Origin of the sequence: Streptomyces sp. NPDC057877, from assembly GCF_042796855.1 — a bacterium.
In the GTDB taxonomy this organism is placed as follows: Bacteria; Actinomycetota; Actinomycetes; order Streptomycetales; family Streptomycetaceae; genus Streptomyces.
Genome location: NZ_JBHVMS010000003.1, coordinates 109,679 through 127,615 on the forward strand (window position 1 = coordinate 109,679; position 17,937 = coordinate 127,615).

Here is a 17,937-nt window from a genome sequence, read left to right on the forward strand (position 1 = left end):
CGGCGGGTTGGCCAGGCTCAGGACAGTGAGACGCCCGGCGGTGGCGTGGTCGGCCAGGTCATACGGATCGACCCGCCCTGCTCCCCCGCGGTCACCTCGACGTCGTCGACGAGCCCGCTGATGACCGCGAGGCCCATCTCGTCCTCCTCGGCCTCCGCGTCGGGCACCTCGACCCCGGCGGCCCGCTCCGCGGGCGTCACATGGGGCGCCTCGTCGCCGACCTCGATGGAGAACTGCTTCTCCTCCTCGATCAGCAGCACCTTGACCGGCGCGGTGATGCCGCCGGTCTGGTGCAGCCCGACCGCGCGGGTGCACGCCTCACCGACGGCGAGCCTGACCTCGTCGAGGACGGCCTCGTCCACTCCGGCCCTACGTGCCACCGCGGCCGCCACCAGTCGGGCGGTCCTCACGTGCTCGGGCAGCGCGCTGAAGCGGAGTTCGACGGTGGCCATGCATCCCCCTCGGAGCTACGGGCGTGCTGTCGGGGGGCCGGGCCGCCGAGAGCCCGCCCCCCGTCTTGCGCTGCATCGGCCCGGACGGCATCCGGGCCGCGGGTCAGTCGGTGGCCGCTACCGCTTCCTCGACCGAGGTGTGAATCGGGAACACCTTGGTGAGGCCGGTGATGCGGAAGATCTTCAGAATGCGCTCCTGGTTGCAGACCAGGCGCAGTGAGCCCTCATGGGCACGTACACGCTTCAAACCGCCGACCAGTACGCCGAGCCCGGTGGAGTCGAGGAAGTCCACGCCCTCCATGTCCACGACGAGGTGGAAATTCCCGTCGTTCACCAGCTCGACCAGCTGCTCGCGCAGCTTGGGCGCGGTATATACGTCGATTTCGCCACCGACCTCGACGACCGTACGATCGCCGACGGTACGGGTCGACAGGGACAGGTCCACGGATCCTCCAGCACCTTGCTATCGAGCGGTCGCCCCTTGTGAGACCTCGGCGAAGTCCCCGGGACGGTTCGCCAGCCGCGATGGCATTCAATCACTTACCGGCAGGCGTGCACGACGCCTTGGGCCCATTGTCCGTCACGCCAGTGACACACTCGGTGCCGATGGCCAAGAATCACCGACCCGATCGACACCCGGCGGACCTCGTGCCCCGCCCCGCACCGGACATGGTCCTGGACCGGCTCGCCTCCGGGCCGAGCCGGGCTTCGCGCATCACTCATACGGAGCACTTGCCCCCGCGCGAGGGCCGCCATGCCGTCTGGCCGGACCGGATCCGTCCGGAAGTCATCGCCGCCGTGCAGACCGCCGGTATCGAGCACCCCTGGGCCCACCAGGCACGCGCCGCCGAGCACGCCCTGGACGGCGACTCGGTGGTCGTCGCCACCGGCACCGCGTCCGGCAAGTCCCTGGCCTATCTCGTCCCCGTCTTCTCCACCCTTCTGGACGGCGCCGAGGCCCCCAACGGCCGCGGCGCCACCGCCCTCTACCTGGCCCCCACCAAGGCGCTGGCCGCGGACCAGTGCCGAGCCGTGAAGGAACTTTCACATCCACTGGGCAATGCGGTCCGCGCATCTGTGTACGACGGCGATACTCCGTTCGAGGAACGCGAATGGATCCGCCAGTACGCCACCTACGTGCTGACCAACCCGGACATGCTGCACCGGGGCATACTCCCGTCCCACCCGCGCTGGTCCTCCTTCCTGAAGGCGCTGAAGTACGTCGTCATCGACGAGTGCCACACCTATCGCGGCGTCTTCGGCTCGCACGTCGCCCAGGTGCTGCGCCGACTGCGCCGACTGTGCGCCCGCTACGGCTCCTCCCCGGTGTTCCTGCTGGCCTCCGCGACCGCCGCCCAGCCCGCGGTGGCCGCCCGGCGTCTGACCGGGCTGCCGGTCGTCGAGGTGGCCGACGACGCCTCCCCGCGCGGGGAGCTGGTCTTCGCCCTCTGGGAGCCCCCTCTCACCGAGATGCAGGGCGAGAAGGGCGCCCCCGTCCGGCGCACCGCCACCGCCGAGACCGCCGATCTGCTCACCGACCTGACCCTTCAGGGCGTGCGCTCCGTCGCCTTCGTGCGCTCCCGGCGCGGCGCCGAGCTGATCTCGGTGATCGCCCAGGAACGGCTCGCGGAGATCGACCGCTCGCTGGTCCGGCGTGTCGCGGCCTACCGCGGCGGCTACCTCCCCGAGGAACGCCGCGCCCTGGAACGCGCCCTGCACTCCGGCGACCTGCTCGGCCTCGCCGCGACGACCGCGCTGGAACTCGGCGTGGACGTCTCCGGCCTCGACGCGGTCGTGATCGCCGGATATCCGGGCACCCGCGCCTCCCTGTGGCAGCAGGCTGGCCGGGCCGGACGCTCCGGGCAGGGTGCCCTGGCCGTCCTGGTCGCCCGCGACGACCCGCTGGACACCTATCTCGTCCACCACCCCGAGGCCCTCTTCCACCAGCCCGTGGAATCCACCGTCCTCGACCCCGACAACCCCTACGTCCTCGCCCCGCACCTGTGCGCCGCCGCCGCCGAACTGCCCCTCACGCAGGCGGACCTGTCGCTTTTCGGTCCGGCCAGCGCGGAGCTGCTGCCGCAGCTGGAGGCCGCGAAGCTGCTGCGCCGTCGCACGAAGGCGTGGCACTGGACGCGCCGGGAGCGGGCCGCCGACCTCACCGACATCCGCGGCGAGGGCGGGCGACCGGTGCAGATCGTCGAGAGCGCCACCGGACGGCTGCTGGGCACGGTCGACGAGGGCGCCGCGCACACCAGCGTCCACGAGGGCGCGGTCCACCTCCACCAGGGCCGCACCTATCTGGTCCGCTCCCTCGACCTGGACGACTCGGTCGCGCTGGTCGAGGAGGCCAACCCGCCGTACTCCACCGTCGCCCGCGACACCACCGCCATCTCCGTCCTGGAGACGGACACCGAGATCCCATGGGGCGACGGCCGCCTCTGCTACGGCTCCGTCGAGGTCACCAACCAGGTCGTCTCCTTCCTCCGCCGCCGCCTCATCACCGGCGAGGTGCTCGGCGAGTCGAAACTCGACCTCCCCCCTCGCACGCTGCGCACCCGCGCGGTGTGGTGGACGGTCACCAAGGACCAGCTCGACGAGGCCCGGATCATCCCGGAGATCCTCGGCGGCGCCCTGCACGCCGCCGAGCACGCCTCGATCGGCATGCTGCCCCTCTTCGCCACCTGCGACCGCTGGGACATCGGCGGCGTCTCCGTCCCCCTGCATCCCGACACCCTCCTCCCCACGGTCTTCGTCTACGACGGCCACCCGGGCGGCGCGGGCTTCGCCGAGCGGGCCTTCCACACCGCCCGCGCCTGGCTCACCGCCACCCGCGAGGCCATCGCCTCCTGCGAGTGCGACGCGGGCTGCCCGTCCTGCATCCAGTCCCCCAAGTGCGGCAACGGCAACGACCCCTTGCACAAGCGGGGCGCCGTACGACTCCTCACGGTCCTGCTGCGGGGGGCGCCGGAGGAGAGGCCCGAGCCGGAGGACGGGGATACGGGGGCTGGGGAGCGGGCCGGGCGGGTCGGCCAGCCCGCGGGGGAGGCGTGGACGGAGGCACCGTAGGTGCGGGCGCGGTCGGAGGCACCGTAGGTGCGGGCGCGGTCGGCCCCCATCCCGCCGGTCCCGCCCGTGCCCTGACCTCCGCCGTGAACGGCCCCGCTCCCGACGCCGCCGTCACCTCCGACGTCTCACCGACGATCGCGCACCGCACCAGCCGGGTGCCCTGTGCCCTGGCCACCCGGTCGGCCAGGGCACAGGCCGTGGTGGTGCCCCCGGTCCAGTGGTCGGCCGCCGCGAGCGCCGCGAGGTCGGCGGCACCAGCCGCCCGGTGCCGGGCCACGACGGCCTGCCCCAAGGCGAGCACCACGCCGAACACCACGCACAGGACGGCGATCAGGCAGACACTCCAGACGGTGGCGGACCCCCGGTCACGACCACCCGCCATCAGCCTCACGGCACCTCCCCCACCGTCTCCTCCGCCAGCGCCACGGCTTCCTCCCGCACCTCGACCGGCAGCCCGGACAGCAGCGGCGGCCGGGCCACGACCGTCACCCGGACGTGGTCCCCCTCCCGGCCCACGTCGATCTCGGCGCCGCGGGGCGCCGCCGCGCGGGTCAGTCTCAGGACGGTCTCCGCCGGGTCCTGCCGAGCCGCCGCACGGGCCCCGGTCCTGGCCGCGTCCACGCACTGGATCTGCGCGGCCACCGCCAGCAGCCCGCACACCAGCGCCATCGCGAACATCACCAGCACCGGCAGCACCACAGCGGTCTCCGCCGTCACGAACCCCCGGTCATCGCGTCGCTCACATCCGCGCATCGAGGGCCCGCTCCACGATGTCGTGCAGTTCCGCGCTGACCTGTCCACTGGTCACCACCTTGTAGAGCAGCACCGCGAACGCCGCCGCCGCGACAAGACCAACCGCGTATTCGGAGGTGACCATCCCCGCTTCCCTCCGCGCTCCCCGCACCCCGCACCGCAGGGCGCGCAGCCGCGCACACACCGCCTCGTACATGTCCCCATCCCCTTCACTCACAGATCTGCTGACTGCTGGTCATGGACGGCGCCCGTTCTCATCCACCACCCCCGCCCAGCACCTCACCCGCGAGCCCGATCACCACGGGCAGTACGCCGACCGCGATGAACGCGGGCAGGAAGCACAGCCCCACCGGCGCCGTCACCATCACGGCCGCCCGCCGGGCCCGCGCCGTCGCGTCCCGCGCCCACTGCGCGCGGGCGTCCGCTGCCAGGCGCACGGCAGGCTCGGCGGCGGGGAGCCCGGAGACATCGGCCCGCTCCAGCAGCCGCGCCAGGGGCCCGGCACCGGGCGACGAGGCCAACCCCTCCCAGGCGGCGGCCGGTTTGCCACCGAGCCGCACTTCCGCCGCCCCGCGCGCGAGGGCCTTCCCGACCGGACCGCCCAGTGCCTCACCCACGGCCTGCGCCGCGATCACCGGACCGGCCCCCGCGGAGATGCAGGCCGCCAGAAGATCCGCGGCCAGGGGAAGCTGCCGTGCGGCCTCCCGCGCGTCCCCGCCACCCGCGGAGCCGAGCGCAGATGCGCCAGCCCGGTCAGCCACCGCCGCCCCCGACTGCCGCCGACGCCACCACCACAGCCCCGCGGCCACGCCAGCGCCCGCGACACCGCCCAGAACGCCACCAACCAGCACCCACCCGGCACACCCCACCCCGACCAGGGGCAGCCACGACCGCAGCGCGGCCCGGATCTCGTGGCGCGACACGGCAGACCCGCTCTCCATGCCCAGCAGCCCGGCCAGCCTCCGCCGGGCCCGCCGCCCGCGCCGCACCCCGGTGAGCCACCACACCAGCCACCCGAGCACCAGCCCGGCCGCGCCGAACATCCCCAGCCTGTGGACAAGCGCCTCGTTCATGCCGTCTCCGCCCTGCGCACGATCCGCAGCACCCACCACACCCCGACGGCCTCCAGCACCCCTCCAGCCAGCAGGCAGCCCAGTCCGGCACCGGTATGCAGCAGGACCCGCAGCGGATCGGCACCGAGGGCCGCGCCGAGGAGGAGTCCCAGCGCGGGCAGCCCCGCGAGCATCACGGCTGTCGCGCGGGCGCCCGCCAACTGGGCTCGCAGCTCAGCGCGTTGGTCGCGTTCGGAGCGCAGCGCCCCGTCGAGCCGGTCGAGCCCGGTGGCGAGCCCCGCTCCCTGGTCCACGGCGACCCGCCAGCACGCGGCGAGCCCCCGCAGCCCGTCGGCCCCCGGCTGCCGGGCAGCGACCGTGAGCGCCTCCGGCACATCGCCGCCGAACCGCGCCGCCGCCAGCACGGCCGCCTGCGTCTCACCGAGCCCTCCGGTGTCCCGCGCGGCTGTCAGCAGCGCCTCACCGGGCTGGCGCCCGGCACGCACCTCCCCGGCGAGCGCCCCGCACAGCGCGATCACCGCGTCGGCCTGGCGTTCCCGCGCGCGGCGCCCCTCCCGGGCCAGCCGGGCCCGGCGCAGCAGTGGCACTCCGGCCGCCCCCGCGACGACCGGCATCACGGAGGCCCCCAGCAGCCCGAGCACCAGCCCGGCGGCGAGGGCCCACCACTCGGCCCGCAACCGCCCACGAACCCGCCGCAGTCCATCAGCGAGCCGCTGGCGACCAGGCGGTCCCGTCCCGACGACCCCACCGCCCGCCAGCAGCAGTTGTGCCCGGCGCGTCCCGGAATGCCACCCGCTCATCAGCCAGGCCGCCGCTCCGGCACACACCAGCGCCGCGCCCAACGACATCTCCCCCACACCGTTCACCACTTCAGCTCCCCTCCAGCTCGCTCTCCCGTCGGAGCAACCCGCTCTCCCTGCGAAGCAGCCCGCTCTCCCTGCAAAGCGGCCCGCTCTCCTCGCGGCTCAGGACCGCCTCCCTGCGGGGCCCCGCGCAGCACCCCGCTCCCCCTACGAAGCAGCCCACCCAGCCGCTCCCACCCCCGCTCATAGGCGAAGGCGTCCGCTCCCCACCGCAGCGCCGGTACCGTCCGCACCAGTCCGGAGGGATCCCGCTCCAGGACGTGCACCTCGGCGATCCGCCGCCGCCCGGTCCGGTCCCGCACGAGGTGCAGCACCACCGACAGGGCAGCCGCCAACTGGCTGTGCAGCGCGGCCCGGTCGAGCCCGGCCGCCGTACCGAGCGCCTCCAGGCGGGCCGGGACATCCGCGGCGGCGTTGGCGTGGACGGTGCCGCAGCCGCCCTCGTGCCCGGTGTTCAACGCCGCCAGCAGATGGCTCAACCTCCGTTACGCACCTACACTCCGGGCATGGAGGTTTCGAAGCCCAAGAAGGCAGGGATCTACTGTCGGCTGTCGTACGCCCCGGACGGATCGCTCGAGAAGGTGGAGCGGCAGGAAGCGGACTGCCGCGAGCTAGCCGCGCGGATGGGCTGGACGGTGTCCGACGCGCACGTGTTCCCGGACAACTCGCGGTCGGCATGGCAGCGCAACCGAAAGCGGCCCCAGTGGGACGCGATGCTGAAGGCGATCGAGGCCGGGGAGATCGACGGCATCATCGTCTACCACGGTGACCGGCTGATCCGGCAGCCGTTCGACCTTGAGAAGCTGATCAGCATCGCCGAGAGCAAGAGGCTGCGCATCGCCTCCCCCTCGGGCACCCGCGATCTCGACTCCGCCGATGACCGGTACATCCTGCGCATCGAGGCAGCTGGCTTCTGCCGGGAGTCGGACAGCATCTCCCGTCGCGTGACGCGTGGCGTCGAGAGCCGGGTCGCGAAGGGGCTTCCGGGCACGGCGGGCGGTAAGCGGCCGTACGGGTGGGGTGTCCAGACCGGCACGCGGGAGAAGACCGACCGCGCCACCGGGGAGACGGTCACCGTGCCGGTCTTCGACACCACCCAGCCGGTGCCCGAGGAGATCCGCTTCATCCAGCGCGGGGCCGAGCGCATGCTGGCCGGGATGAACCAGAGCGCGGTCGTCCGCTGGCTCAACAGCCAGGGAGCGCGGACCACCGAGGGCAACCCATGGACGGCCAAGTCGTGGCGCAACGTGATGCTCAACCCGCGCACCGCTGGCTACATCGAGCGGGACGGCAAGCTGTTTCCCGCCCAGTGGGACGGCGCAATCACCCTGGAGACCTGGGAGGCCGTCAAGGGCCTCTACCGCGACAACGCCAAGCAGCACCCCTACCGCGGCCGCGAGCGGGCCCACCTCCTGACCGGCATCGCAGAGTGCTACCAGTGCCACAAGCCGAAGCCCGGCGCGGCCGCTGCGCAGGCGGCGCGGTGCGCCGGGGCCGACTGCGGGGGACCGCACCAGACCGTGCGGTCCAAGCCATCGGGCGGCCGGAACCGCAAGCACGTGCGGCTGTACTACTGCCCCGAGTGCCGCGGCATCGGCCGCAACCTCGCGCTGCTGGACGCCTACGTCGAGGGCAAGGTCCTCAAGCTGCTGTCCTCGCCCCGGTTCGCGGCCGAGCTACAGCGGGCTGTCGAGGATGAGAGCGGCACCGGTCTCCAGGCTCAGATCACGGCGTTGGAGCGGCGGCGCCATAAAACCGCTGCGGAGCTGGAGGACCTGGCCGAGCACCCGGACGTGGACCCCACGCTGAGCATGCTGGCGGTCGCCTCGTTCGACCGGAAGATCGCCGAGCTGCGGGCGCAGATGGCCACGTCGGCGAAGCTGCGGCGGATCACCCGGGTGATGGGGATGAGCCGCGAGGAGTGGGCGGATGAGCCGGTCGACGTGCGCGCCACGGTCGTACGGGATCTGTACCGGGTCGTCATCCTGCCGACCTCGTGGCGGGGCCCTGGGTTCGACCCGTCCAGCGTCCGGCTGGAGCGGCACCCCTTGTCCCAGACCGGTCGGGATGATGGGACTGGCACGGGATCGCGCCCTGTATCAGGCGCAGGTCCGAACGTTTCTGCTCCGTGATCTCGGCGTCTCGGTGCTCCGCCCTCACTGCTTCCGTCGCGCGGCCCAGAGCGTCGAGCATGCGCCCTCGATGCTCGGGCTCGGGCTCTTGCCTCGCGATGGAGAGAGCGGTTTCTATCACGTCGATCCGGTCACCGAGACGCTTGAGCAGTTCCACGCTGAACTTCCTAACGCCGCATCACTTACCGTTGTTGAAGGATCACCGATTGTGCCACTGGCACATGCAACGGTCTATCGAAATGGCTCGAACAGTCCCGAGCTGTCTGCCACAGAGCACGGACGGCGTCGTCACGTTCCGCATCCGGACCAGCGATCGGGTACCCGTTTTTCAAGATCATAAAAAGCTGTATATATTCAGCCGACTCATGGTCAGGCAGGTCAGAGCGTTTGTCGAGTGCCTCGCGACCTGCCCGAAGATGACGACTGGATGCGCGCTCGTCAGCGCGCTATCGGGGCGAAAGTGCGAGCCGAGCGGCGGCGGCAGAATTTGAGCCAAGAGGCCGTGTTCCTCGCCGCAGGCCTTGACCGGCGCACCTTCCAGCTGCTTGAGGCAGGGGACGGCAACCCCACCATGGCGACGCTCATGCGAGTCGCCTACGTGCTCGGGGTGGACCTCACCGACCTCGTACAGTGACGGTGAGGACCCGCCCATCCGCCACGGGGGAGGCGGACGAGCGGGCCCAGCTATCGGGGTGACTCACCCGTTTTTCCCACCGAACTTCCTGCGGTTCTTCCGACTCTTCGACACGCGCCGGTTGAGGGTGGCGCGCCGCGGGGGCTTGGCCGAGACGTGTATGTAGGGGCAGTGCTGGCACTCGGCGGCGTACTGGGGGTACGGCTGTCCCACGGGCCGCTCCGTGAACTCAGCCGCGTGGCTGGCGAGCCACCGGCTGGCTGCTTCGACCGACTCGAACGAGGACTTCCGGGTGACGCGGCAGCGGGGTAAGCGGGGCATCGGCGCTGTTCCTTCGGTGAGCTGGGGGTGTCACGCGCTGGTAGGGCGGGAGGCCTGCCGGTACTCCTCGAACAGCCGGGCACCCTCCCCGCACGGCAGGTTGCGGTTCACACCGAGAGCGTCCACGGACCGGCACGTGTCGCACTCCGACCCGTGCGTGAGCAGGCGCTGGTAGGCGTCCCACTCCGGCGTCGCCTCCAGGGCCCCTATCGCCTGCCGGTACATGGCCCCGGTCGGTCGGCTGCGCCACTGCCACTCGCCGCGGGTCACCGGTCCTGCTCCCCGCCGATCTGGTGGGTGGCGGCGGCGATCAGCCGCGCCACGGCGAGCGGCTCGCACAGCACGCCGAGGGCGGGCATCGGCACCGCCCAATACGACGTGTACGGACCGGTCTCGGGGTGGCTGACGGCGTCGACGGGCGGCACGCCGAGGAGGCAGCCGCGGCCGAAGACGTCGACGTCGACGGTCCGCCAGTCCTCGGCCGCCGCCGCCCAGGTGGCGGGCACGGACGGCGGGACGAGTGCGTAGTAGCGGTACCCGTGGCGGGTGTCGCAGATGACCGGGCCGCCATCGAGGACCTGGCCCAAGAACTCGTCTACGACCAGGGCGCCGCCCAGGTGGCGGGGGTCGTCGACGCCAGCGAGCGCGGCGACCAGGCGCCCGGGGATGCGTACGGCGGAGTACCGCACGCCGAGCGGCATCATCGCCAGCCCGAGCGTCTGCCACTCCACCCTGGCCCGGGCCCGTCCGGGCCGGTCCAGCGCGGCCAGTAGCCACTGCTCGACTGCCAGCCGCCGGTCAGATGCCGACTCGATCCCAGATGGGATGACGGTGAGACGTGATGGTTGTGCGTCCATGGTTCTCTCTTCCGACCCGACTCGGATGTACGAGGGCCACGGTGCGCGTGTTACGTGGTCGAACCGATACACAGCGTGTATCAGGGCGGCGTATCGTCGGCTCATGAGTGGTCGGGAACTCTGGGCAGACACCCGCCTGCGTGCCGCCTGGGCACGCCAGGACTGGGCTGCCATCCTCCGCGAGTACCGCAGGGCGGCCGGGCTGTCACAGCGTCAGCTCGAGCCCCTCGTCGGCATGCCACAGCCCCATATCTCCGCGATCGAGTCAGGTCGGCGTCACGTCACGTCGGCTGAGCTGATCGCCCGCATCACCGAAGGGTTAGCCGTGCCGGACGAACTCAGGGGTATCCCCGCGCGCCATGAGCTGGACGACTGGGCGCCCCCCGCCGAGCTACGCGACCGCATCGCACACGCACACCGCACCGGCCACGCCGACCTGCGCACCGCCGACTGGATCGCCCGGGTCCTGGCCGAGCACCGCCGCGCCGAGGACGAGATCGGCGGCCGCGGCCTCTGGCCGGTCGTGCGCTCCCAGCTCGACACCGTCACCCAGCTCATCCCCCACGCCTCCGGCACGGCCGCCGACCGGCTGATGCTCCTCGCCGCCGAGCACGCGCACTGGCTGTCCTGGGTGGCCTGGCACGAGCACCACCGCGGCCCCGCCCTGGCGTGGATCGACCTCGCCCACGGATGGGCCGTCGACGGCGGCCACACCGACATGGCCTCGTGGGCGCAGCGCGTCCGTGCCTACTACAGCCTCGTCCACGGTGATCCCGTCCGTGCCCTGCGCACAGCGGAGAGCGCACGCCACGCCGGGCCGCGGCCGCTGTCCCCGGCCTCGGAGGCGGCAGCCGCGCACCAGGCAGCGATGGCGGCGGCCGCGTGCGCCGAGCGGGACCGGGCCCGCCGCTTGGCCGATGAGGCGCATGCGCTTGCCCTGAGCACGCCGGATGAGGCGGAGCGGCCGGGGTGGCTGTACTGGCTGAACCCGGCCCGCGCTCGTCTCCAGCACGCTGACGCGGCGTACGCCTGCCGCAGCTGGGCTGATGCCGCCGCCGGTTTCCGCGAGGCGCTGCCCGCGCTCGAGGGATTCCCACGGGATCACGCCTACTACCGGGCCCGCCTGGAGGACGCCGAGCGGCGGACCTAGACCAGGTCCTCGAGGTCGACTCTGATGATGGCGCCCTCGCGTCCGTCGGCCAGGCGCCGCCGTACCGCCAGCTGCACCACGCCCATCGGCGGCCCGTACGTCTCGACGACACCGGCCGCGGTCACGTGCGTCTCGTACAGCGCGGCCGGGAACTGGAAGGCCTCCCGGCGGCGCCCCTCGGGCTCGTCCTCGTCCGGGTCACTGTCCGGGTCGTACGGCTCGTACGTCACCCACGCGGTCAACCGCGGCTCACCGGCCAGCGGGTCATCGCCCGGGCCTGGCTGGTCATGCAGCAGCACAGCGCGGGCCAGCTGGGCGCCGTGCTCGCCCTTGCGCTCGCTGAACTCGCGGACGTACTCGTGCGCCTGGCGGATGCCGTCGCCCATCAGGTCGTCGAACTCGGCCTCGGTCGACCGCGGACAGCGCGGCGTGCCCAAGTGGTACTCAAGGCGCCAGCGCGGCATGGCTCCGTCCCGTGCTCCCGACAGCATGGCGCCCCCGGGTGTCGGGCCACGGGGGCGGTGCGCAACAGCATAGCGGGCCACTCGGGCAGCGTCCCGGGCACGGCGAAAGGCCCCCTGCACGGCCCGTGGGGGGCCGTACAGGGGGCATCGTGTTGCTACTGGGTGAGGAACTGGAGCAGGTACCCGGCGCCCATACAGACCGCGCCGACCGCGCCCGAGGCAGCCCATACGCGCCGCTCGACACCAGTCACCCGCTTCTCGACCGCATCCACGCGGCTGGTCTCCGTGCGCTGCCGCTCGGACTGGCCGTGCTCGAGGGCCCGCAGCCGCACCTCGTGATCGCTAACGTCCTGGCGGATGTCCTTGGCCTCGTCGAGGAACCGATCCATCTTCGCCTCGAGACGACCCACGGCCCTGACCAGGTTCTGCACCTCCGCATAGGTCTGCGTCGGACTGATGTAGACGCCCGGGTCCGGCGACGTCATCTCACGTCCTGGTCGCCGTACACCCGGCGCTGGAGTGCCGCCAGGTCCTCCGGCCCCAGCCTGCCGTCCGCCGGCTGACCGTACTCCGGCGGCCGCGCCCACCCGAGCAGCAGCCCGGCCGCCAGCTGGAGCGGTCGCCAGGCCATCCGCTCGGCCAGGTGCTCGAGGCCGCGGAACGCGGCGTAGTACGCGGCGCCCAGGCCGAGGGAGACGGCGCCGGCCGCGGCGGTGCTGTCGACGGGGATGCCCAGCCACCCGGTGGCGGTGAGGAGTAGGGCGACGCCGTACGGCGTCAGCGTTCGCATGTACGACGTGAACAGGTTCATGGGTGGCCTCTTTCAGGAGAGCAGCAGACGCCAGGTCAGCGGGCCGGGGTAACCGTCGGCGTCCCCGGCGAGGGCCGGGGTGGCGCGTTGGAAGTCCCGCACGTTGGCGAGCGTGTAGCGGGTGAACCGCGGGCCGGGCTGGTAGCCGTTGCCGTCGTGGTGCCGGGCGTAGCCCTTGGCGATCAGCCCCCGGTCCAGGACCGTGACGGCCGGGTTGGAGCGGCCGAGGCGGAACGCGGACCGGCCCGGGAACGGCGGCACCACCGGGGTCTTCGCCTTCACCTTGCCCGGCAGGCGGCCCAGCAGCCGGTGCAGGGTGACCTCGCCGGGCACCCCGTCGGCGTCCTGGTGCGGCGCCGTCCCCTCGTAGCCGAGGCTGAGCTGGTAATCGCTGTAGTTGCGCGTGTCGGCGTCCGACCACGTCGGGCCGGGGCCCACCTCGTAGTGCCGGCCGAACCCGTTCGCGACGAGCGCCTCGCCCACCTCGGTCACGTGCGCGCCCGTTGCCCCGTACCCGTACACCAGCCCGTTGATCCTGACCTGGTAGCGGGCGACCGCTGATCCACCGGAGGCCACCTCGCCGCTCGTTCCGCCCTGCGGGGCGGTGCCGTCCGGACGGTTAGCGCCGGCGTGCACCCACGCATACAGCCGGTCGCCCGGGCACGCGGTGGCCTTGCCGTCCCGGTGTCCGAGGACCTCGCGGCCGGCGGCGCCGCCGTTGCGCAGCCAACTGATCGCGTCCACGAGCCCGTTCAGCATCGTGTCAGGGGGCACGACCAGGCCGGAGGCGCCGAGCATCGCGCACACCGCGTAGTGCGCACGGTTGAGCGCCTGGTCGCCGTTGGCGCCGGTCTGGCGGTGCAGGCCGCGGCCCTCGAACACTGTCCCGTGGGGGCAGACGACCGCGTTGTAGGCGATGTCGCTGTAGTTCTCTCGCTGGTTGGCGAGGTGACTGGCCTGGATGTCGCGCATGCGGCCGGCGCACGTGCTGTGCGCGTCCGCGGCGGCGAGGGACTTGGGAACGTACGTGCCCTCATAGTGGATCTTCACGCCGCGGGTGCTCGCGATGTAGGTGAGCTCGTAGCGGGATGGGCGTGCGCCCCAGGCGGATCGGGTGACCAGCTTCACCGGTCGCTCCTTACGCCCTCGGTGGCCGCCAGGAGGACGGCGCAGTCCTTCGCCTCGCGCAGCTTGCGCAGGCACGCGGTGAGCTCGGGGTCGTCGGGCAGCAGCTGCAGGAGCTCGGCCGCGGCGTCGTGGAAGACGCGGCTGACCGGCTGCAGCTCGGTCGGGAGGTGCTTGTAGGAGAAGCCGCGGCAGGCCTGCACGGTACTGACGTGGCGTCCGAGGGTGGCATCCATGAGGCCTCCAAGGGCATGAGTGAAGCCCCGGCCCGGGCGGGCGCGGGGCGTACGGGTTGGGTTGCCGCTACGCGGGTTCGAACATGACCCACTCCACCGTCGAGGTGTCCGTGCCGCTGGCGCTGTTGATGGTGAACCCGACGCCGGCGTTTCGGGTGTACGTGAGGTCGCCGACGGCGCCTCCGGCTGCCTGTCGTTGGAGGAGGATCCGTGTCGTCGCGGTGACGGAGGTGTTCGCCACGGTGACGGTGCCGGCGGCGAGCGTGGCGACGCCCATACGGGCGTTGGCGCCCTCGGCGATCGCCACGCCCCCGCCGGCGCTGCCGAGGTTGAGGGCCTTGGCCTGGCCGGCCCAGATGTTCCACTGCCCGTCGGACTGGCCGGAGTTCGTGGCGAAGTAGCCGGTGACGGTCATGTTCCCGGCGGCCGTCCACGGCTGGGCGAACGCGTCGACGGGGGCGGCGGTGGTGCCGGTGCGTTCGCCGATGTTCGGGCCGCGGCGCAGCACGGCGTTACCTCCGCCGTCGGACCAGGCGGTCGTGGCGGCGTGCAGGAAGCCGGAGGCGATGGACACGTAGCTGCAGTTGGCGACGCGGACGCCGTACTCGGGGCTGTTGGTCTGGGTTCCGTCGTCGTCGACGCCGGGGTAGCAGGTGACCATGCCGACGAGGACCGGCACCGTGGCGCCGTCGCACTTGAGGCCGGCGTAGCCGCCTCCGCCGGCGCCTAGGTTGCGGCCGTCGCGGCGGGTGTGCAGGTTCTCGATCTGGATGGGCGGGTTGCCGGTGGCGTCGACGAGGACGCCGTTGAAGCCGTTGCGGTCCGTCGAGCAGTCGCCGAGGAGCATGCCGCCGGAGCCGGTGCCCGTGGCCCAGTCCCCGGTCAGGTGAATGCCGTTGTTGTCGTTCCACTCGGCGCGGCAGCCGATCATGTGGCTGTTCGCCGCGTTGGCGATCTCGAACCCGTTGGCACCGCAGCCGATCGCCTGGCAGTCGATGAGGCTGATGTCCGTCATCACTTCCATGGCGAATCCGTGCCATCCAACGTTGTCGATCATCACCCGGTGCAGGCGCCAGGAGTACGGGAAGAACCCGCCGTTGAACTCGGTGTGGATGCCGGCACCGGTGACCAGTCGAATGGTGACGTCCCTCATCGCCACGTTCTGGATGTTGCCCGCGGCCCGGATGCCATCGATGCCCGGGTCCGTGAGATCGGATCCGTCGATCATCACGTTCAGGATGCGGTGCTCGGCACTGATCGTGGAGTATCCGCCGTCGATCTCGTCGAGGAACTTGATCACCCCGTCGCCCACGAAGGATGCGAGGGGCTTGATGTAGCACGGCGGGTCGGTGAGGTTCGGCACCGTCATGAGGTTGGTGTGGGTGCCCATGAGGGTGACGGCGGGCGGGATCGTCAGCGGTGCCGAGGTGCGGTAGGCGCCGGCGGGCAGGTAGACGATGCCGCCCATGGGGCAGGCGGCGAGCGCGGCCTGGATGGCGGCTGTGTCGTCGGTGACGTTGTCGCCCTTGGCGCCGTAGTCGAGGACGTTGAGCCAGTCCCGTACGGATCCGGCGTTCGCGGTGCTTCCGGCGGCGTTGTGGGCCTCGATCCACGCCCTGCTCGTGCCGCCGGCGTCGGCCCACATGCCGGTGATCGAGTCGGGCCCGAAGAAGCGGGGCAGGAAGCCGTACTCGTCAGCGGTCACGGAGTTGATCGGGGCGCTGCTGGCGTCGAGGAGGTCGGTGTACTGGGTGCCGCCGGTGGAGGCGTCGTAGAAGGTGACGACCGCGCCGGGGGCGACGGCCCACAGGCCGTCGGAGGGGCGGACGACGTAGTCGGCGATGCCGGAGCCGAACTCGAGGCGGGCCATGATCAGTCCACCACCCAACTGATGCCGGAGCCGGGCAGGACGAAGTCCCCGGTGCTGATGGTCGGATGGTTGGTGAGCCACACCTGGCCGGGTCGGTCGGTGTTGGCCGAGAAGATGATCGCGCGGCTGACCTCGATGCCGGTGGTGTAGCAGATGGCGTACTGGTCGCGGTTGGGGTGCCGGTAGGCAGACGGGATCAGCACGGGCAGGCGCGATTCGCTGGTCCCGGCGAGAGTGCCGGCAGCGCGCTGGAACGAGCCGAGCCGCAGGTGGGCTGCGCCGTTGCGTACTTCCAGGACGCTGTCGACGGTGTACTTCCACGCGGACAGCGGGGAGTTGATGACGATGGGGCCGGAGTCGGAGTAGATCGTGCGCAGGGAATCCCCGTCATACAGACGCAGCCGCTTAGTGTCGGTCTCCCAACGGACCTCGCCCAGATCGGGGTTCGGGTTCGTCAGCGCTGTCGACGTCGCCGGGCGGATGCGGGTGCCCACGTAGCGCTCGCCGCGCGTCACGGTCACCGTGCCCGCCCCACTGAGGATGGTCACGTTGGCCAGCAGCACCTCGTACGTGGTGAAGCCCTCGCCGGTCGTCAGCACCGGTGGCCCCTCCCCGGGGGTGCCCTGCTTGACGACGGCCCGCACGGTCCAGTCGGAGCGGTCCAGGCGCAGCACCACCCGGTCGACGCGCGTCTGCCCCGACGCATTGGCGGCGACAGCCAGGTTCACGGTGGATGTTCCCGAGTACCAGGCGTGCCCGCGCACGGACGCGTACACCTCAGCGCGGATGTCCACGCTGAGTCCGATCCCGGCGGTCACCACCTGAGTGTCTGTCGGGTTCCCGTATACGCCGTTGTCCGAGAACCGCATCGCGATCTTCTCGTACTCCACATCCGTGACGGCCCGTGCGTTGTGGGCCGGGGACGGCCAGGAGTCCTGGGCCATCGCTCACCTCGTTTCCAGTCGGCCGAGCCGTCGGCTCAGCGCGCGGATCAGCTTGACCATCTGCGGGTCGGTCGTGGCCGCGGGCGAGCCGACCAGGGTGGAGACGTACTCGCCGGAGTCGGGGTCGGCCTGCAGGTGGATGGAACGCACCAGATCGGTGGCTTCGAGGCCGGTCGGCAGGGCGATGGTGACCTTGTCGCCGAGGCCGAAGTCGCGGCCGGCCTTGAGGTCGTCGGTGTCGACGGTGACGGTGGCGAGTTCGATGGGGGCGGCGCCGTCGGCGATTTCGACGGTGCCGGCGTTGGTGAGCTCGCCGTTGGTGTCGTCGGCCTCGGAGCCGTCGACGTACTTCTCCACCCGCCACCAGGTGGCGGCCGCGGTCGCGTCGGCGACCTGGACGAACGTGCGGGTGGTGCCGGTGTCGGGTTCGGTGCCGGCGACCAGGGCGTGGGTGGAGGTGGGCGCGCTCTGCTTGAAGCTGAGCGAGCGCAGGTTGCCCAGGCCGACGGAGAAGCGGGCGGTGGCGGTCAGGTCGGCCGGCGCGTAGCAGCCGAACTTGAGCTGGCTGCCGTCCTGGCGGGTGCGGAAGCCGATGCCCCCGCCGGCCAGGGCGACGCGTCGGCAGGTGTCCAGCAGCGGTTCGAAGCGCGTGCTGACGCTCGTCGTGGTCCCGGCGCCGGCGACCGTGTCGAGGGCCAGGTGCGCGATCTGCCGCTCGGCGCGGGCGCCGGGGCCGCAGGTCTCGTTGACCAGGGTCCGGATGATCGTTTCCGCGTTCGTCGCGTTGATCGTGCGCCAGGTGTTCCCGAGCTGCATGGTCCAAGCGCTCGCGGGGTCGGGCCAGGTGATGTATCCGGCGAGCCTGGCGAGGTCGTCGGCGAAGTTGACGACCACGCGGCCCGGGTCGGGCTCGCCCTCGTCGGAGATGGACCACGTGTAGTCGGTGGGCACCTCCATGGGGCCGGCCATCCAGATCTGCCCGTCGCGGATGACGACCAGGCGGTTGCCGGGCTGCAGCTGCGCCATCACCTCCGGGTAGGCGGTCATGGTCACGGATCCGGAGCCGGGCTCGTTGAACCTCAGCGTGGCGTCCAGGTCGCGCCAGCCGGTGAGCGGATCCCCTTGTACGGCCAGGTCCTTGTCGGTGATGAGCAGCTGCACCGCCACGTACGCCTCACCTCCC

At 71.9% G+C, this 17,937-nt stretch carries 20 protein-coding genes and 2 pseudogenes; 4 read left to right on the forward strand and 18 right to left on the reverse strand.

Going from position 1 to position 17,937, the window contains the following annotated elements:
• Positions 1 to 17 precede the first annotated feature (17 nt).
• Both ACFVQG_RS08130 and bldG read right to left on the reverse strand, forming a co-directional pair.
• Positions 18 to 452 carry an ATP-binding protein gene (locus tag ACFVQG_RS08130; protein WP_383378192.1) on the reverse strand — a complete coding sequence of 145 codons (435 nt, stop codon included), beginning with the start codon at positions 450 to 452 and terminating at the stop codon, positions 18 to 20.
• A 103-nt stretch (positions 453 to 555) separates the two neighbouring features.
• Positions 556 to 897: an anti-sigma factor antagonist BldG gene (gene bldG / locus ACFVQG_RS08135; RefSeq protein WP_010986038.1), complete on the reverse strand. Its 342-nt coding sequence runs from the start codon at positions 895 to 897 to the stop codon at positions 556 to 558.
• 80 nt (positions 898 to 977) lie between these two features.
• Between bldG and ACFVQG_RS08140 the strand changes: the two genes are divergently transcribed.
• The gene (locus ACFVQG_RS08140) at positions 978 to 3,521 is read left to right on the forward strand and encodes a DEAD/DEAH box helicase (RefSeq protein WP_383378194.1); all 2,544 of its coding nucleotides are present in this window, start codon (positions 978 to 980) and stop codon (positions 3,519 to 3,521) included.
• Positions 3,522 to 3,588: 67 nt separating this feature from the next.
• On the opposite strand, the pseudogene ACFVQG_RS08145 reads toward ACFVQG_RS08140, so the two are convergent.
• From ACFVQG_RS08145 to ACFVQG_RS08170, 6 genes and pseudogenes are all read right to left on the reverse strand, one after another.
• Positions 3,589 to 3,903, reverse strand: a pseudogene (locus tag ACFVQG_RS08145) (Rv3654c family TadE-like protein); the annotation flags it as partial.
• A gap of 5 nt (positions 3,904 to 3,908) precedes the next feature.
• A complete protein-coding gene (locus tag ACFVQG_RS08150; protein WP_383378196.1) occupies positions 3,909 to 4,274 on the reverse strand; it encodes a TadE family type IV pilus minor pilin in 366 nt (121 codons plus the stop codon).
• Positions 4,261 to 4,470, reverse strand: a complete 210-nt coding sequence (locus ACFVQG_RS08155) for a DUF4244 domain-containing protein (protein WP_383378198.1) — start codon at positions 4,468 to 4,470, stop codon at positions 4,261 to 4,263. The genes ACFVQG_RS08150 and ACFVQG_RS08155 overlap by 14 nt, the downstream gene beginning before the upstream one ends.
• 58 nt (positions 4,471 to 4,528) lie before the next feature.
• Entirely contained in the window at positions 4,529 to 5,347 is an 819-nt protein-coding gene (locus ACFVQG_RS08160; RefSeq protein ID WP_383378200.1) for a type II secretion system F family protein, read from the reverse strand.
• Entirely contained in the window at positions 5,344 to 6,195 is an 852-nt protein-coding gene (locus ACFVQG_RS08165; protein ID WP_383379719.1) for a type II secretion system F family protein, read from the reverse strand. Before ACFVQG_RS08165 ends, ACFVQG_RS08160 begins: the two co-directional genes overlap by 4 nt.
• Positions 6,196 to 6,209: 14 nt before the next feature.
• Positions 6,210 to 6,683, reverse strand: a pseudogene (locus tag ACFVQG_RS08170) (ATPase, T2SS/T4P/T4SS family); the annotation flags it as partial.
• A 33-nt stretch (positions 6,684 to 6,716) separates the two neighbouring features.
• On the opposite strand from ACFVQG_RS08170, the gene ACFVQG_RS08175 reads away from it, so the two are divergent.
• A complete protein-coding gene (locus ACFVQG_RS08175) occupies positions 6,717 to 8,342 on the forward strand; it encodes a recombinase family protein (protein WP_383378202.1) in 1,626 nt (541 codons plus the stop codon).
• Positions 8,343 to 8,736: 394 nt separating this feature from the next.
• The gene (locus ACFVQG_RS08180; protein WP_383378204.1) at positions 8,737 to 8,976 is read left to right on the forward strand and encodes a helix-turn-helix domain-containing protein; all 240 of its coding nucleotides are present in this window, start codon (positions 8,737 to 8,739) and stop codon (positions 8,974 to 8,976) included.
• 351 nt (positions 8,977 to 9,327) lie between these two features.
• Here the strand turns inward: ACFVQG_RS08180 and ACFVQG_RS08185 are convergent, their stop codons facing one another.
• Positions 9,328 to 9,567, reverse strand: coding sequence for a hypothetical protein (locus ACFVQG_RS08185; RefSeq protein WP_383378206.1), 240 nt, complete (start codon positions 9,565 to 9,567; stop codon positions 9,328 to 9,330).
• Positions 9,564 to 10,154: a hypothetical protein gene (locus ACFVQG_RS08190; protein ID WP_383378208.1), complete on the reverse strand. Its 591-nt coding sequence runs from the start codon at positions 10,152 to 10,154 to the stop codon at positions 9,564 to 9,566. The genes ACFVQG_RS08185 and ACFVQG_RS08190 overlap by 4 nt, the downstream gene beginning before the upstream one ends.
• Positions 10,155 to 10,257: 103 nt before the next feature.
• On the opposite strand from ACFVQG_RS08190, the gene ACFVQG_RS08195 reads away from it, so the two are divergent.
• A complete protein-coding gene (locus tag ACFVQG_RS08195; RefSeq protein WP_383378210.1) occupies positions 10,258 to 11,304 on the forward strand; it encodes a helix-turn-helix domain-containing protein in 1,047 nt (348 codons plus the stop codon).
• Here the strand turns inward: ACFVQG_RS08195 and ACFVQG_RS08200 are convergent.
• From ACFVQG_RS08200 to ACFVQG_RS08235, 8 genes are all read right to left on the reverse strand, one after another.
• Positions 11,301 to 11,768 (reverse strand): hypothetical protein, encoded by a 468-nt coding sequence (locus ACFVQG_RS08200; protein ID WP_383378212.1) that lies wholly within the window; start codon positions 11,766 to 11,768, stop codon positions 11,301 to 11,303. The two genes, ACFVQG_RS08195 and ACFVQG_RS08200, sit on opposite strands and share 4 nt — an antisense overlap.
• 155 nt (positions 11,769 to 11,923) lie before the next feature.
• Positions 11,924 to 12,253: a hypothetical protein gene (locus tag ACFVQG_RS08205; RefSeq protein WP_383378213.1), complete on the reverse strand. Its 330-nt coding sequence runs from the start codon at positions 12,251 to 12,253 to the stop codon at positions 11,924 to 11,926.
• Positions 12,250 to 12,579 carry a hypothetical protein gene (locus tag ACFVQG_RS08210; protein ID WP_383378215.1) on the reverse strand — a complete coding sequence of 110 codons (330 nt, stop codon included), beginning with the start codon at positions 12,577 to 12,579 and terminating at the stop codon, positions 12,250 to 12,252. The genes ACFVQG_RS08205 and ACFVQG_RS08210 overlap by 4 nt, the downstream gene beginning before the upstream one ends.
• A gap of 12 nt (positions 12,580 to 12,591) precedes the next feature.
• Positions 12,592 to 13,707 carry a peptidoglycan-binding protein gene (locus ACFVQG_RS08215; protein WP_383378217.1) on the reverse strand — a complete coding sequence of 372 codons (1,116 nt, stop codon included), beginning with the start codon at positions 13,705 to 13,707 and terminating at the stop codon, positions 12,592 to 12,594.
• Positions 13,704 to 13,940, reverse strand: a complete 237-nt coding sequence (locus ACFVQG_RS08220) for a hypothetical protein (protein ID WP_383378219.1) — start codon at positions 13,938 to 13,940, stop codon at positions 13,704 to 13,706. The genes ACFVQG_RS08215 and ACFVQG_RS08220 overlap by 4 nt, the downstream gene beginning before the upstream one ends.
• A 67-nt stretch (positions 13,941 to 14,007) precedes the next feature.
• Positions 14,008 to 15,810 carry a glycosyl hydrolase family 28-related protein gene (locus ACFVQG_RS08225; RefSeq protein ID WP_383378221.1) on the reverse strand — a complete coding sequence of 601 codons (1,803 nt, stop codon included), beginning with the start codon at positions 15,808 to 15,810 and terminating at the stop codon, positions 14,008 to 14,010.
• Between the two features lie 2 nt (positions 15,811 to 15,812).
• Entirely contained in the window at positions 15,813 to 16,754 is a 942-nt protein-coding gene (locus ACFVQG_RS08230; protein WP_383378223.1) for a hypothetical protein, read from the reverse strand.
• Between the two features lie 3 nt (positions 16,755 to 16,757).
• Positions 16,758 to 17,921 carry a siphovirus ReqiPepy6 Gp37-like family protein gene (locus tag ACFVQG_RS08235; protein ID WP_383378225.1) on the reverse strand — a complete coding sequence of 388 codons (1,164 nt, stop codon included), beginning with the start codon at positions 17,919 to 17,921 and terminating at the stop codon, positions 16,758 to 16,760.
• Between the last annotated feature and the right edge of the window lie 16 nt (positions 17,922 to 17,937).